At 42.4% G+C, this 15,911-nt stretch carries 12 protein-coding genes; 1 reads left to right on the top strand and 11 read right to left on the bottom strand.

Annotation, left to right across the window (positions count from 1 at the left end):
* Nucleotides 1-232: 232 nt before the first annotated feature.
* Nucleotides 233-1,357, bottom strand: a complete 1,125-nt coding sequence (locus A5867_RS03585) for a GGDEF domain-containing protein (protein WP_249270009.1) — start codon at nucleotides 1,355-1,357, stop codon at nucleotides 233-235.
* Nucleotides 1,358-1,491: 134 nt separating this feature from the next.
* Here A5867_RS03585 and A5867_RS03580 point away from each other — a divergent pair, with 134 nt between their 5' ends.
* Complete coding sequence (locus A5867_RS03580; RefSeq protein WP_010748787.1) at nucleotides 1,492-2,235, top strand: EAL domain-containing protein; 744 nt, start codon at nucleotides 1,492-1,494, stop codon at nucleotides 2,233-2,235.
* A 371-nt stretch (nucleotides 2,236-2,606) separates the two neighbouring features.
* Here A5867_RS03580 and A5867_RS03575 read toward each other — a convergent pair whose 3' ends face one another.
* The 10 genes from A5867_RS03575 to A5867_RS03530 all read right to left on the bottom strand — a co-directional run bounded on the left by A5867_RS03575 (nucleotide 2,607) and on the right by A5867_RS03530 (nucleotide 15,844).
* Nucleotides 2,607-2,954, bottom strand: a complete 348-nt coding sequence (locus A5867_RS03575) for a hypothetical protein (protein ID WP_087626880.1) — start codon at nucleotides 2,952-2,954, stop codon at nucleotides 2,607-2,609.
* Nucleotides 2,955-3,078: 124 nt separating this feature from the next.
* Complete coding sequence (locus tag A5867_RS03570) at nucleotides 3,079-3,474, bottom strand: hypothetical protein (RefSeq protein WP_087626879.1); 396 nt, start codon at nucleotides 3,472-3,474, stop codon at nucleotides 3,079-3,081.
* 176 nt (nucleotides 3,475-3,650) lie between these two features.
* Complete coding sequence (locus tag A5867_RS03565) at nucleotides 3,651-3,980, bottom strand: LPXTG cell wall anchor domain-containing protein (RefSeq protein WP_087626878.1); 330 nt, start codon at nucleotides 3,978-3,980, stop codon at nucleotides 3,651-3,653.
* Nucleotides 3,981-4,014: 34 nt separating this feature from the next.
* Nucleotides 4,015-4,578, bottom strand: coding sequence for a hypothetical protein (locus A5867_RS03560; protein WP_087626877.1), 564 nt, complete (start codon nucleotides 4,576-4,578; stop codon nucleotides 4,015-4,017).
* Nucleotides 4,579-4,604: 26 nt separating this feature from the next.
* Complete coding sequence (locus A5867_RS03555) at nucleotides 4,605-5,123, bottom strand: hypothetical protein (protein WP_087626876.1); 519 nt, start codon at nucleotides 5,121-5,123, stop codon at nucleotides 4,605-4,607.
* A gap of 39 nt (nucleotides 5,124-5,162) precedes the next feature.
* Nucleotides 5,163-9,341, bottom strand: a complete 4,179-nt coding sequence (locus A5867_RS03550) for a hypothetical protein (RefSeq protein ID WP_087626875.1) — start codon at nucleotides 9,339-9,341, stop codon at nucleotides 5,163-5,165.
* Between the two features lie 377 nt (nucleotides 9,342-9,718).
* Entirely contained in the window at nucleotides 9,719-11,194 is a 1,476-nt protein-coding gene (locus tag A5867_RS03545) for a helix-turn-helix domain-containing protein (protein WP_087626874.1), read from the bottom strand.
* A 241-nt stretch (nucleotides 11,195-11,435) separates the two neighbouring features.
* Entirely contained in the window at nucleotides 11,436-13,673 is a 2,238-nt protein-coding gene (locus A5867_RS03540; RefSeq protein WP_087626873.1) for an excinuclease ABC subunit UvrA, read from the bottom strand.
* 343 nt (nucleotides 13,674-14,016) lie between these two features.
* Complete coding sequence (locus tag A5867_RS03535; protein WP_087626872.1) at nucleotides 14,017-14,598, bottom strand: GNAT family N-acetyltransferase; 582 nt, start codon at nucleotides 14,596-14,598, stop codon at nucleotides 14,017-14,019.
* Between the two features lie 226 nt (nucleotides 14,599-14,824).
* On the bottom strand, nucleotides 14,825-15,844 hold the full coding sequence (locus A5867_RS03530) for a serine hydrolase (RefSeq protein ID WP_087626871.1): 1,020 nt from the start codon (nucleotides 15,842-15,844) through the stop codon (nucleotides 14,825-14,827).
* Between the last annotated feature and the right edge of the window lie 67 nt (nucleotides 15,845-15,911).

Below are 15,911 nucleotides of genomic sequence, written 5' to 3'. Positions count from 1 at the left end.
ACTTGTTTTTTCCCTTCAATTAACCTCTCAAGATAATCGGTAAACCGTTATACTTACCAGATTGCTTCCTCTCTTCCTTTTGAAAAAGCTACGACGCTGGACAAAGAAGCCTGCGAACCTTGTCTCTTTATTAAAACTTCTTCTGAAAAATATTCGTCTAAAAAAAACATACGACCTTGTCTTTCCTTTTGTTTTTTTACAACACCTGATCTACTTGAGAAAAGCAAACGTCTCAAGAAAAAATAATCGTGCGGTTTCTGCCCTTCCTTTTGGCTTCGTACAATGCTTGATCTGCTTGGTAAAAGGTTTCTGAAATGTCTAACGCAGAGGCTGCTTCTGAAATCCCTGCCGAAAAGTAAAGAGTCAGTTGGGCGGTTTCTAATTTCAACTGTTCATTGCTTAAAAACAAATGGAATTCTTCAATAATTGCTTTCACAGCATCAGAAGTATTCTCTTTAAATAGGACTAAAAATTCTTCGCCGCCATATCGATAGACTTCGACTAAATGGGAAGGACTTTTCTGGTAGAGAAACGTCATCAGTTTTTCCGAAAAGAAGGATAGGGCTTGATTGCCGATTTGATGTCCATGGTGATCATTGATGCGCTTAAAATGATCTAAATCCATCATCACCACGACGAGCTGGTCCTTCTCAAGTAGCGCCAGCTTTGAAATATCCTCGTTCAGACTGCGGAAATTTTTCACCTTGGTCAACTCATCATAATTGCGTTCAATCATTTTTGTGTTAATTTTTTCCAGGAAATTTTTTTGATTCTGCAAATAATACTTCCATAAAGAAACGATCCCCACAGATCCAATGCCTAAAGACATTACATCCCAAACGCTAATTTCGCGGCGATAAAAAAGCAATGCGTTGAGCATCGGCGAGACAACCGTAACGAAAATCGAAAATAGGTAAAATGCCGTGTGATTTGGTTGTCCATAAAATCTTTTCTTTAATAAGCCCGTAACGATTAAAATGATGTAATTTAATCCGATAATAAAGAGCATGGCTTCCCATTCAAATTTATTGATCAATGCAAAAAAGGTCAGCAAAATGACGGGTACTAACCCAACCAGATAGATTTTTTCTTTGAGAATGCCAAAATAATAAATAAAGATTGGAATCGTATATTCATACGCAACATAACCGATACTGTTCAAAGAAAATGATATAATAAAGTAGACTTGCGAAATAAACAAAACAATACCAATAAGAATTTTAAACGACAGGCGTAAATTCAATTCTTTGAAGTTCTTGATAAACAAATCATACGAAATGAGCAAGCTCACGACTAACACAGAATAGATCGCAGCATAAATCAGATGGACAAACACACTACTCCCTCTTTCTTTCATAGATTTTTCTTTAAAATCGTTCGCCCATGATTTTGAAAGGTTCGATTCTTTAACGATGCAGCGCACGAAATAAGCTTTTTTCCTGCACTTCATGAAACTAAAAATAAAGCGACCCCAGAAAGGAGCAGAAACCAATGTCTGAGAAAATAGAACAAGAACTCTTATCGATATTTCCCCAATTATATTTTGATGCCCAGCCTATCTTTCAAATGAAAGCAGATAGTCAGAAAGTGATTGGCTACGAATTATTATTGAGAAGTACCGAAAGAAATAGGTTTCCCCTTTCCTTCTTCCAGCAAGTGATCAAATACAAAAAATTACATACTCGTTTACTGCAGTGGTATCGAAATGAAATTTTCAGCTTGCTTCATCCGAACGAAGAAACAAAAATCAGTCTCAATATCCACCCGCAACAACTCAGCTACCCAGAAACCTTTTTGATGTTAGCTGATTTAGCTCCCTACCATGATCGTATTTTGATTGAGATCACCGAAGACGATACAGAACCTTCTATCGCTTGTGATCCCAAGTCCTTTCTTATGAACAAAATCAACCAAATAAAAAAGATGCGCTTCTCTGTCGCATTGGATGATGTAGGGACAGGCATTCATTCACTGACAAATATTGCACCGATGCTGGATAAAATCGATGTGATCAAGTTTTCGCCTATCTCGTTGCGAGTCCTGTCCCAAAAAGAGATTTTCTTTTTGATCGACTTCTGGCGAAATATCGCCAGCAATCGTAAAATCCAATTTATTGTCGAAGGGGTCGAAACCTCGGATATCCATGAGTACCTGCTTGAAGAAGAGATTTTTCTTCAACAAGGGTTTTATTTGGACAAACCTGCCCCAGCTGATCAATTAAAGCGAAAAAAATAGCCCTCGCATCGTTTATTTTTCTCACTATACGCGATCAAAAATAAACGATTATTAAAAAAATGAACAGATGCCCTTCAAATATAACACAAATAATTTTATTTGCAGAATTTTTGCTGATTCGGCATCGTTTAAACGGTGATTTCACATGAGAGAAAGTAGAAATCAAAGAAAAGACCTTTTTTTGATAGGTGAATAGACAAAAAGCATTCAAGAAGTCAATTCCTGAATGCTTTTTGTCTATTCACTCTTTTTTCGATACACCCCTTCTATTTCAATCGCTCACCTTCCCTAATTGCAAAAGTATTAAAAATAGTCATCACTTCTTACCTTCTCGTCTTGCTAGAAGTGATGCCTACCATTCCCTCCTTGATTCATCTCACATTGAAAACCAGAGAATGTTTCGCTTTTGTTCCTAGATTGTAACCACACAGTTCTTTTAGATAAAAGCGGTAATCATTTTCAACGATTCGAATGATCTCATTGTCGGAAAAATCGTCGAATCGCATCATTTCTGTGACTAAGACCAGTTTGGCGTCGATGCCCAAAATATCTGGGGTGATCGTCCAAAATGTTTCTGGTGAAATGGCTGCTACCAATTCATCAAGGAGGGCCAATTGCTTTTCAACATACGCCGCTAAATCGCCATTGGCGCGGTGTGACTCCGCAAATTTCTTTTGAAATCCATCAAGGTATTCTGTTTTTGATGTAAATACCGTCATGCTTTTTTACTCCTTTCTTTGAGGGGAACAAGCCCCGTTATTTTCTTCCTAAAGCTCAGCTTGTTCTTCTAGTTATTCATTCACTATTTTTTCTAGCTGCTGAAAAATCACCCAGGTACAGGCGTCAATGCAGAATATCCAGCAATCCTCTGACCAACTGCTTGTAATGCTCTTTTTGATCTTTTGCTCCATTTTCTGCCTTGATTGAAAGACTTTGCTCAATCGCTGCTTGAGGAATCAGCAGATGAGTATTTAAACTTGAGATAAAGGAGACACTTTCTTCCAATAATTGATACTCTTTTTGCAGGTTGCTGGGTAATTTATATTTACGTAAAGGAAATAAATAGCGAGCATTGGCTTTTATTTCTTCTATACGATCGTTTTCTAGTAAGTAACGCATGGTATCGAGTTGCTTTCCTTGGTGATACGGGCAACTATCTGCACTCAGCAGATGGGTATAGTACCCGATATATTCACTATTTATGATGGTTCTTTCAAACGCTTCTTTCTTGATTTTCATCTTCTGTATCCTTCTTTCAAAGCTATCACTGACCTCACTTATACAGCGTTTGTGGTATCACTAAGTACTGTTGCTTCTTTTGGTCCATTTTTTATTTGTTAAATCTTTCATCAAAAAAAGAGAAACTGCAAGTTTTCCCCACAGTTTCTCCTTTACGCTTCTAGCGATGCCTATAGTTAAGGAGCGACGCTTTCACCGTGTTTCTTTTTTCTTGTTACTACGACGACAAACAGTACTAGGAGTGCATACCCAAGAATGATCAAACTGCTTGTGTTTGATGAACCTGTTTTCGGTAATTTTCCTTGTCCGATTTGAGAACCATCTGCTACGATCGTTTTCTTATTGTCATCGTCTGTTTCTTCCTCTTGCGTCACCGTTTCACCGATTCGACCAGTCACAGAAACTTGCCCTGTCGTCGCCTCTGCGACGCTGGTTGCCGATAGATCCCAGACAGTCAGAGTCAGTAACACAGCGACGAAAAGAACGATTCGTTTTCGTTTTTTCATACGATAGATCCCTTCTTTACTGGGATTTCAATTCTTAGTCTTCCTCTACATCAGGCGCAAAGCTCAAGACCAATTTGAAACTTGGGTTTGATTCTTCTGATGCATTGACAGGGGTTGCTTCACCAGTGAACGCAAACGTGCCTTCATTCGTTCCATGGTTGCCTTCAAGGGTAAACAATTCTGTTTCTGTTACGGTTGGTGTGCCGTTTTCAAACAACTCAATCCCGTTTACGTTTAACAAGTCTACTTCAGACATATTCAATGGTGTATCAACACCTGCAACAGAAGCGATCACACCAACTGCTGAGTTATTTGTCACAGTGTACGTAGGCGAAACGATCTCTTTATGACTTGACGCTTCTGTCGTATAGAACAAAGCAGTCGTTGGAATCGTTACATTGATCCATTGATCAATTAGCTCTGGATTTGGTCCAGGGGTTGTATTATCGAATTCACCGATGATCCCGTTTACTTGGACATCTCCTGACGTATCGCCTTCACGTCCGTCAATGGTTTGTGTCGCAAAAGCGGTGGTGCCGCTTGCGATTACTCCTGCGATCGTTGCTGTACTTAGAATGGCTGCTACAAATTTTTTCATTTTTACTTCCTCACTTTTCCTTTTTTTTAATTCTTAACGATAATCGTTAATTCAGCTTCAGTGACCCCTTGTTTTTCTTTGCTTTCAGGGTCGTAAATATTGATCGTGGCTTTGGCGGGATATTCCCCTTTTGCCAACGGTGTCGCCAAGGCGACATTTTCAACAAATTGGTTTGGATAGATCGCACCGGAAGAATAGATGACTTCCCCGCTCGACAGTAAAGAGATATCCACGGCGATTGGGTACACATTGGTGCCCGGATTGACGATCTCGATGGATCCCGTACTTTGACCATCTTCAAAAATGGCTTCTGGATTGATTTGCAGGGTGAAATAATTCGCATCTGCAATTTCCTGTGCTCGTTCAGAAACCCGCTGATCGGTGGCATCGCCAGATTCTGGCAACAGGTCGGCACTGATCAAAGGGACTGCTGCTTTTGATTGGTAAAAGTAGTACCCGATCCCACCGATAAGTACTAGCAATAGCAACAACCACAAAATCCATTTCCGTCGATCCTTCGTTTCGGTTTGACTCGTTTGCTCCAATGGATTCACCTCCTTCACTTTTGGTACGATCTTTTTTCCTTAGTCTCGTGGGACAAAGCGTAAGACGATGCGATAATTCGGTACGAGCAAGTCTTCATAATACCCACCTTGATCGGCTTCTGAATCAACGACCCATTGCGGGTAATCCCCATAGAAATCCCCCGTTAAGGAAATCGGCACGCGACTTCTTTCTTCTAAGCGAACCAAGTGTTGTTCTTCCATCGTTTCATAGAGTTGGATCTGGGTTTCTTCCGTTTTTAGGTTCAATCGCAACAGCGGGGTTGAGATATCGTCATAAGTAAGGGTTGGGTCTTCCTCTTCGCTTTCACTTTCACTTTCAGCGTAATCGAGGGGATCTTCTCCCTCTTCTAACAAGATGATTCCGGCATGATCATCGATCGCCAATTGATTGATATAGGTATCCACAGCAAGTGGCGATTGATTGCGGATCTCATACGCTTGGCTTTCAAAATTACGATTCGATTCCGCCGTATTGTACAAGGATTCAAAGACCATTTTGGTTGGGATCGTCACTCGCATATGCTCCAGTTTCGATGTCACATCGATACCGATAGTCATCTGGTAGGCTTTATTCCCCACCTCAAGAACAGCGAAGTAGCTGCCGTCTTCGTCCATTTCTCGTGTAAGATCCGTTTCTACGATGCGAAAGCCATCCGTCATATCCGCTTCCGTCAAGACGTCTGCGGCTTGCGCGCGACTTTCTTGAAGGATCAAAGCATCCAATGCCTCTTTTGTAGGTAACTCGTTGATCCTATAACGATCTAAGGTGATATTGTACGCTTCAAGGTCTACCCCTTTGATGACGGTTTGACGAGCTGTGACATCGACATAGGTCTCAATCGAAGGTTTTGATAAGAAAATCGACACTTCTGTCTCTGTTTCCAATCGTTCATTTTCTCTTAATGGAATACGGAAATAGCGATACAGCTGATTTTCATCACGATAGTCGCCCCATTCAATTCGTTCAGAGTTTTTGTCTAATTCAACGAGTTCTCCGTCAGTATTGGTATAGGAGATCAAGGTGACATCGGTATCCTCGTACATGGAACCAGTGATTTCAGTCGACTGATCACTCAATGCATCGATTCGGGCAACGAGGCCTTCTGGTTCTGAAAAAACCAAACGACGGTAGTTGTTTCCGCTGATTGCTGCAGCAAAGTCGACACCATTTAAAGATTCTAGCGACCCATCCGCATTCTGAACACTCAAGTAACGAGAACGCGACTCGACATTGAAAGAACCCCACGAGGGATTCGATCCGCTATTGCGATTGATACGCAACGTACCAGAAACATTGATGAATTCTTCTGTTGGTGCTTCACCAGTGGTTGTCCAAAGAGACACTTTCTGATTATCAAAATTGATACTCAACCCATCCGCATTCGTATTAGTTCCTGAGCGAATCAAGCGTTGCAAAGTGGTACGGCTGTTACCCGCTCGTGTCGTCGGGTGAACCAATTCGAATCGTTGTACCCCATTGATATTCAAGTTGGCCCGCGAATTTCTAAAATAGATAAGTTCGCTTCGATTGACTTCTGTCTCTACCAGAAATTGGGCATCTTCTCCTACTGTGGTCGTATTGGCAATGTCGATCATTGGTCGACTAGTGGAACGATTGACGGTCATAGCGGCATCTGTTAGGTGGAAATCGGCATTTTTCCCGATCGTCATTTGACTAAAGCGACGGGTACTTGAGTTGAAGCCATTAGAGGTATTGGCATAAAAGGATGACCCCTCTTCCATCACAAAACTTGCACCTCGGGGAGCATAGAAAGCACCGCCGACTTGCTGAATGGACATTTTTGCGCCTTTTTTCAAAGTAGCTACACCACTCGTATTATTGATTCGAATCGCACCAGCATCATTTCGATTGCGCTCACGTAGAAGAGTAAATTCTGCATCTTCTCCCAGTGTAAAGGTATGGCTCACTCGAAAAGGCGAATCTGATAAGCCCGTTGCCACAGTCAGGTTTCCACTGGTTGCCTCAGTGTGACTGATTTTTGCCTCTTTCCCAGTAACAAACGAGCGAATCGTTCGTCGACCTGTAAAGCCGTAACTAGCTTTCGAATCTATTTCAGCATTGTCACCCACATAGACATTCGTTGTCGTGGTTCCATAAAAGGCGATCCCCCGGACTTCGACAGACAGTTTGCTTCTTTCCTCCATCGTAAACTGAGAGTTGGCGCGGGTCAGCCGAATGGCTTCCGCTGTTCGGGTAGATGTTCGCTGGATATGCAATTCCGCACCAGCTTCCAGTTTTAGTTCATCACGCAAGCGAACAAAATGCTGGTTATCATTTGTGCCATGTTCATATACAAAAATTTTTGTTTCTTCGCCCACCACCATCCTTCGTGTAGATCCGGTACTCCCTGTTAATCCTCGCCCAGAGGTGAGCTGGATGGTATTTTCTTTCCCAAAGTGCAGCTCACTTGTGGTGGCTGAACCAGTGAAGATGGCTCCTCGCTGCGAAATGGTCATTTGATTATTATCGCCTGAAATAAAACGAGCATTCGCCGCTTGTAATTGCATGAAAGCAGCGTCACCAGTCGTCACTTGTCGTTTCGCATTCAAGGTGACATCGTTGCCTGTGACAAAGGAATCTCGGACAAAGAACCGTTGGACATTTGAATTACTGCTTGTCCGTTCTTGCAATTCAATATGACTATGATCTTCCATCCGAAAACTCTTGACCATGGTGCTACCAGTAAAGCCATTGCCGGTCGCAGCATCGATCCGTGTGTTTTCTCCCACAAGAACATCTGCTAAAGAAGCAGTTAATAGTGGCCCTGTTTGATTTACATTCATTTGGGTGAACGCACCAAAGCGAACTTCCGCCTCAGAGGAACGAACATGAATAAATGCCCCGGTCGTTGTGCCCGTCCGCGTTCCCTCGATGATGGTAGGTTGGTCTGCGGTACTATTTTCAACGATGAAGCGGCGTCCGACATTGATGGCGGGTGTCGTACTGACTGTTCCATACTCAGATAGCTTTAACTGACTACCTGCTTGTAACCGTATCTCTCCTAACGTACTGGTAGAGTTCCCGGAAAGTCCTTGTCCTGTACCAACATCCAGAGTTGCCCCTGTGGCTAACGTCAATCGGCTGTCTTGATTGGCATTTGGCAAGGAGACCATCGCACCAGATTGGCGAATCGTCGTCACACTTCCTTGACCAAAATCAAGGCTTGCTGCGGTACCCGTCATGTGAAAGACGGTGCCAGTATTGCTGTTGGTACTGCGAGTGACAGAAATTTCAGCTTGGCTAGCGACTGCTACTTGGTTCATTTCAAAAATCGGTGTGGCATTTGAGGAGCGATGATTGATCGTCAATTGCCCTTCAACCAAAAGCCTTTCCGCCGTGAATAAGGTTGGAATGGAAGACGTCGCTGTCGTCACCACATTGGTTCCTTTGAAATGAAGATGTGCTTGGTTGTTATTCACCACGCGTCCTGCGGTAGTGGTCAGCTCCAGTTGGGTATCTTCAAAAGTGATCGTTGATGCCCCAGTTGTTTGAGCCAACCCTTGCGCTGACTGGATGCCTTGTTGCTGCACCCCTTGCCAAGCCAGTTGAACGGGTGCCGCAAACTGCATCAGGTTCTCGGCTGCCGTCTGTGAAACGATCACAGGCATTTCTTGACTACGAAGGGTAACGTTCGTCCGTTGGATCCCACTGATTGGCTCAGTTAATGCCAAGTTGCTGGCAAAAGTAAGCACTAGCGATTGCTCATTAGCGATTTCTTCGTAACGATACTCCGTGCCCTCTTCATCGGTGAAGGGTTCCCCAAGTAAAATTGCCCGCAATTGCGCCTCACTTGCTACAGTCAGTGGGATGGTTGCAGCTTCTGCATCGAACCCTTCGACTTGCTCGTTTTCAGATTCAGGCTCCTCTTCATCTTCGGAGCTGTCTGGCGTTTCTGTTTCGGGCAGTGCTTCAGTTTCTTCTACTTCTTCTTGGCTAGCGGTCGTTGAATCATCGGTGGCTTCCGATGAGGTTGTTTGTTCCTCGCTGCTTTGCTCGGTTGACTCTTGCGTTTCCGATTGATCAGCAGAATTATTGGTTTCCTCCCCAGAAGATTGTTGCGTCCCTTCAGAAAGTGACTCTGTTTCTGCATAAGCAACTTGCTGGAACGCCATCGTCGTGTTGACGCCCGTGCTGCTCAGTAGTAATACGGCAGAAAACAATGTAAGTAATTTCATCATATCCTCCTTTCTTCAAGTCTTTGTTGCGTTAAGAAAGCTGAAAGCTAGGGAATAGCTCCTTGCTTTTTCACGCAAAGCTGTCTCAATATTCTTCGTTTTTGAGGGAACGACAAAAAAAGACATTTTGATGAATCAAATGTCTGGAGAAAGTTGTTAGATTAAGTTTTCATAAAATAATAACTACATATGAGTTCTGGATTCTCAAAAACGAAGGTTATTGGGACAAACTATTTGTAAGTATGACACGCGTGTTGCTTACTAAACTAAGAATAGCGTGGTCGTTTCTCAAAGGAAAATCATTATTTTCATAAACACCTGAAATAGATGAATAAATAACATACCTATTTAAACGCGTGAACAGCACAGCAATTGGTTTAAAAGAGCGGTTTTTGATGGGGATTTATTTTCCTTTCGAGGTGTTCCCAATCGCGATCATCCGGGAGAGATTTTAACAATAAGTAATCTGTTTTGACTTTATAATCAACAAGGTAGCGATTGTAATTGGTCACGATCAAATCGATATGGGCAGCATTAAGCGTATGTTTTGTTAAATATTGCAGTTGAACAAACGTCAATTTATGCTTGCTGCCAAATCGCTGGATCGCTCTTGTTTGGATATGCTGGCACACAAAATGATCCCCTTCTAAGAGGAAATAAATGGTTTTTGCTGGTGCATAATAATCGAAAATCAGCTCGCTATAAATCGTTAAACTGACACAGATGTCTTCTAAGTAAGCAGTAGACAAGGAGAGTTTTTTGCTCTGCTCCTTAAGAAATTGTAAGTTCTTTTGGTAACTCTCACTGTTGGAACGCATGATCACCTCTTTGATATCATCCATTTCCTTGTTCAAAACCGGCGCAATCGCATGGTTAATTTTTCTCGATAAAAAGAAAGAACGTAAAAATGTCGCAACCGTTTTGGCTTGTGCTTGGGGCACCTCATGGTTTTTAAGAAACAAGTCCGTCACAGTTGTGATGGCTTCGCCTTGATGAAATTGTTGGTAAAATTTTTCCTCTCGTTCTTCTTGATCCAAGGTTCGCTTGCACAAGGTGACTAAGTAGATCCAAGCGAATTCTTCTTTGGGCAGCTGAACCTGATAGATTTTTTCAATGCCTTCCTTCAGTGCGTAGAGCTTGGAAAAACTGTTCCCTTTATACGCTTGTCTAACCAGTTCTTTCGGCATAGTGATACGATAGCCGAGGCTCGCACGCTTGATGGCAATATAAAACGTGTAGTAAAACGCTGCGGGAGTCGCCCCAGATCCGATTTCATAATAGCCGAACTTGTCCTCCAATTGACCTAAGATCAAGTCATGCAAGGCTTGATCTGGAACCAACGTATAGATCGTTTCCACACCTTCGTAATAAAAATCTTTGAAAAACTTACGCAAGTTGGCTTCACTTCCTTCAATCGTTAAGGGATTAGATGCCCACTGCAAGCCATAGCTTTTTAAAATAGGGTTTCGCTGATTGAGTAGACGCCGAAACGTACTCTCTGAAAAATGATAATGATGTGCCAGCTCATCCACCTTAGATAGTTTGCCATGGAAAATATTCCCGATAATTTCAAATAAGCATTCATTTTTTAACAAGCTTTGCTTTCTTTTTTGATAGTCTGCTGGCTTTTTCTCTTCGAAAACAAACCCGCTATTGCCCGAAACGAGGGCAATACTGTCCCCAAAATATTCTTTCATGTATTTGATATCATTGGCAATCGTTCGTTGCGTCACCTGATTGCGCTCTGCTAAGTCGCCAATCGTGAACACACGGTCTCGCTCAATCGTACTCAGCAGCCGAAACAAGCGCGCAGTCGTACGGTTGCTGATGAAGGCCAATTGCAACTCTCTCATTCATCCCACTCCTTTTTTCAAGAAATTCTTTTCTATACTATTACATAAATAGCACACTATTTGGTAATTATATACTCAAATTTATATATTTTTAATCAAAAAACCTACTAAAAATGAAAAAAATAACGAGGAGAAATTCACTTTTTAGACTTATCATATTCTTTTTTGCTGGAGGAAAAAGAAAAAAGCCGCAAGCAGCGCTCGATGAAAGAGCTGCTTGCGGCTTTTTTTGGTTTTCTCATTAAAATAAATACTGGGCTGTAATCGAGGACTGGCACTCGATCAGTTTTTCTGGAATCCCTTCGTACAACACTTCGCCACCGCGAATCCCGCCATCAACACCGACATCGATCAGCCAATCCGCTGCTTTCATGACCTCAAGGTTGTGTTCGATCACGATCACCGTGTTGCCTTTTTCCACTAGTCGTTCGATGATCGCCAAAATGCTCTTGATGTCTGCCATGTGCAATCCGGTTGTTGGTTCATCCATAATGTAGATATTGCCTTTTTTGCTTAATTCTTTTGCTAACTTCAGTCGCTGGCATTCACCACCAGACAAGGTATTCAATGGCTGTCCAAGGGTCATGTATCCTAGTCCCACAGCCAAAATCTGTTTTAGTTTTCTTTGAATCGCTTTTTCCTCAAAGAATTCCACCGCTTCTGTGATGCTCATGGCAAGGACTTCATCGATCGACTTGCCTTTCAAGCGATACTGGTAGACTTCTTCTTTAAACCGTTTGCCGCCACAGGCCTGACACAAAACCTCGACGGAATCCATAAAGGACAGTTCCATCTTGATGGTACCGTGGCCTTTGCACGTTTCACAGGCGTCTTCGGAATTGTAGGAAAAAAGACCTGCTGAGACCTTGTTTTCTTGGGAAAATAACTTCCGAATGTCATTCATGATCCCAGAATAGGTCGCTGGATTGGAGCGGATATTTCCCGCCACCGCTGATTGATCGATCGTAATGGCTTCGGGGTATTCTTTAGCAAAAACCCCATTCACTAAACTACTCTTTCCAGAACCAGCGACACCGGTCACCACTGTAAATACTCCTAATGGCACCCGCAGTACTGTATTTTTCAAGTTATGCAGCGTCGATTTTTTCGTTTCGATAACCTGCTGACTCTGGCGAGGTGCTTCTTTAAAGTCCACCATCTGTCCAAATGCTTTGCCAGTCAGTGTATCTGAGCGCAGCAATCCTTCAAAGGTTCCTTCGTAGGTAATATAGCCGCCATTTTTCCCCGCTTTAGGACCAACATCGATAATATGGTCAGCTGCTTTAATGACATCTGGATCATGCTCCACTACGATGACGGTGTTCCCTTTGTCCCGTAGTTTGACTAACAATTCATTCAATCGATGGACATCCCTTGGATGCAGCCCAATACTCGGTTCATCAAAAATGTAGATCACATCGTTCAAGCTAGAAGACAAGTGTTTGACCATTTTTACCCGCTGACTTTCCCCACCAGAAAGGGTCGTCGTTTCACGGTCTAAGGAAACATAATCCAACCCGATATTGATTAGATCAGTGATTCTCGCTTGGATGTTTTGAAGCAGTGGTTGGACACTCTCCTCCGAGATTTCTTGAAGAACCGTCAATAGTTCATCCACTTGCATCGCCAAAAAGTCCGCAATCGAATAGCCCGCGATTTTGCACGCGAGTACTTGTGGATTGAATCGTTTTCCCTGACAGTCAGGACACTTCTGCTCATTCATGAAAGAAGCGATTTTCTTTTGCGTAGCAGCGGAGCTTTCATTGCCACCTTTGATATTGGAGCGATTAAAACGAGCGACTAAGCCTTCATAGGTGGAACTCATCCCTTCCATATACAAGGAATCGATTTTTTCTCCTTGGGCATACAAAAAGCGGTTCATTTCTTCTTCGCTATATTCTTTCAACGGCTTGTCATTGTCAAAAAAGCCCGTATTGGTGAAAGACTTCAGCAGCCAAGAGCCGACTTTGTAGCCAGGAAGCAGGATCGCCCCTTCGTTTAAGGACTTTTCGAGATCCAGTGCCTTTTCTAAATCTAACCCGACGATACGCCCAATCCCTTCGCAAGTGGGACACATCCCATGAGGGTCATTGAAGGAGAAATTCCATGCAGGACCTAAATACGGTTGACCAAGACGAGAAAAAAGCAAGCGGATCAAGGGATTGATATCTGTGATCGTCCCTAATGTGGAGCGGGAATTGCCGCCTAAACGGCTTTGATCAACTACTACCGCCATCGAAAGATTGTCGATGGCATCCGCATCGGGCTGGCTATATTTTGGCAAAAAGTTGCGGACAAATTTCGAAAAGTTCTCATTCAGCTGTCGCCCAGCTTCTTGTGCGATCGTGTCAAAGACGATCGATGACTTGCCTGAACCAGAGACACCCGTGAAAATCGTGATTTTTCTTTTGGGAATCTTCAAGTCAAAGCCCTTCAAATTGTTCTGCCTGGCGTTGTGGATCGTAATGTATTCCTGCATGCTATACCCTCCCAGATTCTGTTGAATTTTTTCAGTGAGCGACCATTATAGCACAAACATTCTCGCTGTTTCTCGGAATATTGAAAAAAAACTATGTTTATTTTATGTTTTGTTCTAAATGTTGGAATAGCAATGGTGGGGGCTTATGCGATTTTTCGATAACTGTTGCATAGGAAGGAATTTAGCGTGCGAACGAAGTTAGAAGACAGAGCGAAGAACGAGTATTTTGAATGACCTTAAATTGCTAAAAGGTAAAAAAACAGTCTATTTCCCCTTGCTTGCAAAGTGAAATGGACTGTTTTCATGAAATAACCTTTAACCGTTTGAAGCCGACTGTTATAGATCAGCTCAATGCAGTTGACGGAAACGTTTTGATCAATGTCACCGTTTCTTCTGCCCCATAATCCCCTTCGGCATATAAATCAAGATACTCTTCCAACAAATAGTCAGCAAGGTCTTGGGAAGATTGCGTAAAACCAGCCTTTTCGTAAGATTTGACTGCAGCAATATTTTTTCTCGATGGTCGCATCATCAATTTTTGAATGCCGAATGTTTCATGTAAATGATCACCGAGGGTGACGATCGCATCGGTGCCAAATCCTTTGCCGCAATGAATTTCCCGGTTCAACCAGATATCCAGTTCTGCTATGCCGTCTTTTAGATGAAACGAGGAGTAGCTAATAAAGCCAATCGGTTCACCTGCATGTAGAATCAAAAAGCCTCTGCCATTTTGCGGTTGAGCACCAGTAAAGTAATACTCTTGATAGTCCTTAAAAAACTCTGCTTCAGTGGCGATCGGTGCATTAGGATAAGAAGGTGGTCCGGAATGATATTTTGTGGTTTCAGAGTGAAAACACCATTGATAGATCGCTTCTTTATCTTTGATTTCCGCAGGGGTTAAAGTGACTTTGTTGCCTATTAGCATGTGGCATACTCCTTTGCTTAGTTAATATATGATAGCTGCTGTGCCTATTTTAATCAAAGGTACTTTAGAAAACAACTGCTCGCCAATTCGTTTATTAAATATAGATTTCGTTTAGGAAAACAAAAAACCAATTGCTTTCTTTCATTTTTCAAAGACTTACTATGTAGGTTACATACATAAACAAAACCGAAACAGCAGACTTCCTCTCTGTTTCGGTCTTACTTCATTAGTCTACGAAAAATTCTTCTAACACTTCTTGCATTTCATAGGCATGTGCCGATTTGTTTGAACATACCGCGATCAACAACTGCTGATCTGGGTAGTAGACGGAATGGTAGTTGACACCTGGATCATAGCCCATCTGGATATACTTCACCACTTTTTGTTCTACCACTTTCATCAAACCGCCATAGCCATAAAAAAATTCATCTTCCTCATGGACTTGTGGTGTCAAAAATATCTCGGTCATTGTTTTACTCAGTAATTGCCCGCTGATCAATGCATGCCAGAATTTTTCTAAGTCTTCAACTGATACATAAGCACCGCCATCCGGTCCGCCCTTGGCTGGGATGGAAAATATATTGGTCTTAAGTCCTGATTCCGTTTCAATATATCCCAATGCCGTATTGCGAGGCAGCGTGTCTTGGGCAAAGTAACCAGCATCTGTCATTTCTGCTTTTTCAAAAATATTCTTTTCAATATAGTCGGTAAAGTGCAAGCCGCTAACTGCTTCTACAATCACTCCTAAGAGGATGTACCCTGCATTGTTGTACTTGACCTTGCTTCCCACTGGATCAGCCATTGCTTTTTTTTGAAAAAGCGGCAAAAAATCACGGGGGGTTCGCACTCGATAGGTCGGCAAATCTTGCCAAAGTGCTTCAAAATCATCGGATACTTCTTCATCAAAATAGTCAGGGATACCAGAGGTATGTGTCAGCAAATGATGAACAGTCACAGCTGGATCAAAGTTTGGCAATATATCTGGAACACACTCCTGCAGTGTCGTGTCAAAGCTCAGTTTGCCTGCTTCAACTAATTGGCAAATGGCTAGTGCCGTAAAAAGCTTACAACCTGAGGCAATGCCAAAACGGGTATGGGCACGATTTGGCAATTTGTCTGCATCGTTTGCATAGCCAAAAGAGCGATCCACCAAAACCTTGTCAGCTTTGACCACACGAATGTTGCCATAAAAAGCGTACTCTTTTTGCTTTTGTTCTAATCTCTTATCAATTAATTGGGTATTCATTTTCTCTTCCTCCGAATGTTTCGTACAAGGACAACTTGTCATCAACACCAGCCTACCCTTTTCATAT

The organism is Enterococcus sp. 6D12_DIV0197 (assembly GCF_002174385.1).
Classification (GTDB): domain Bacteria; phylum Bacillota; class Bacilli; order Lactobacillales; family Enterococcaceae; genus Enterococcus_D; species Enterococcus_D casseliflavus.
This window is presented reverse-complemented; position numbering and strand designations above follow the sequence as displayed.

What these genes read in the sequence shown, in the direction of transcription:
- A5867_RS03575 (WP_087626880.1), bottom strand. Translation starts at nt 2,954, where the DNA reads ATGACGGTATTTACATCAAAAACAGAATACCTTGATGGATTTCAAAAG.
- A5867_RS03530 (WP_087626871.1), bottom strand. Translation starts at nt 15,844, where the DNA reads ATGAATACCCAATTAATTGATAAGAGATTAGAACAAAAGCAAAAAGAG.
- A5867_RS03545 (WP_087626874.1), bottom strand. Translation starts at nt 11,194, where the DNA reads ATGAGAGAGTTGCAATTGGCCTTCATCAGCAACCGTACGACTGCGCGC.
- A5867_RS03585 (WP_249270009.1), bottom strand. Translation starts at nt 1,357, where the DNA reads ATGAAAGAAAGAGGGAGTAGTGTGTTTGTCCATCTGATTTATGCTGCG.
- A5867_RS03565 (WP_087626878.1), bottom strand. Translation starts at nt 3,980, where the DNA reads ATGAAAAAACGAAAACGAATCGTTCTTTTCGTCGCTGTGTTACTGACT.
- A5867_RS03580 (WP_010748787.1), top strand. Translation starts at nt 1,492, where the DNA reads ATGTCTGAGAAAATAGAACAAGAACTCTTATCGATATTTCCCCAATTA.
- A5867_RS03535 (WP_087626872.1), bottom strand. Translation starts at nt 14,598, where the DNA reads ATGCTAATAGGCAACAAAGTCACTTTAACCCCTGCGGAAATCAAAGAT.
- A5867_RS03540 (WP_087626873.1), bottom strand. Translation starts at nt 13,673, where the DNA reads ATGCAGGAATACATTACGATCCACAACGCCAGGCAGAACAATTTGAAG.
- A5867_RS03550 (WP_087626875.1), bottom strand. Translation starts at nt 9,341, where the DNA reads ATGAAATTACTTACATTGTTTTCTGCCGTATTACTACTGAGCAGCACG.
- A5867_RS03560 (WP_087626877.1), bottom strand. Translation starts at nt 4,578, where the DNA reads ATGAAAAAATTTGTAGCAGCCATTCTAAGTACAGCAACGATCGCAGGA.
- A5867_RS03570 (WP_087626879.1), bottom strand. Translation starts at nt 3,474, where the DNA reads ATGAAAATCAAGAAAGAAGCGTTTGAAAGAACCATCATAAATAGTGAA.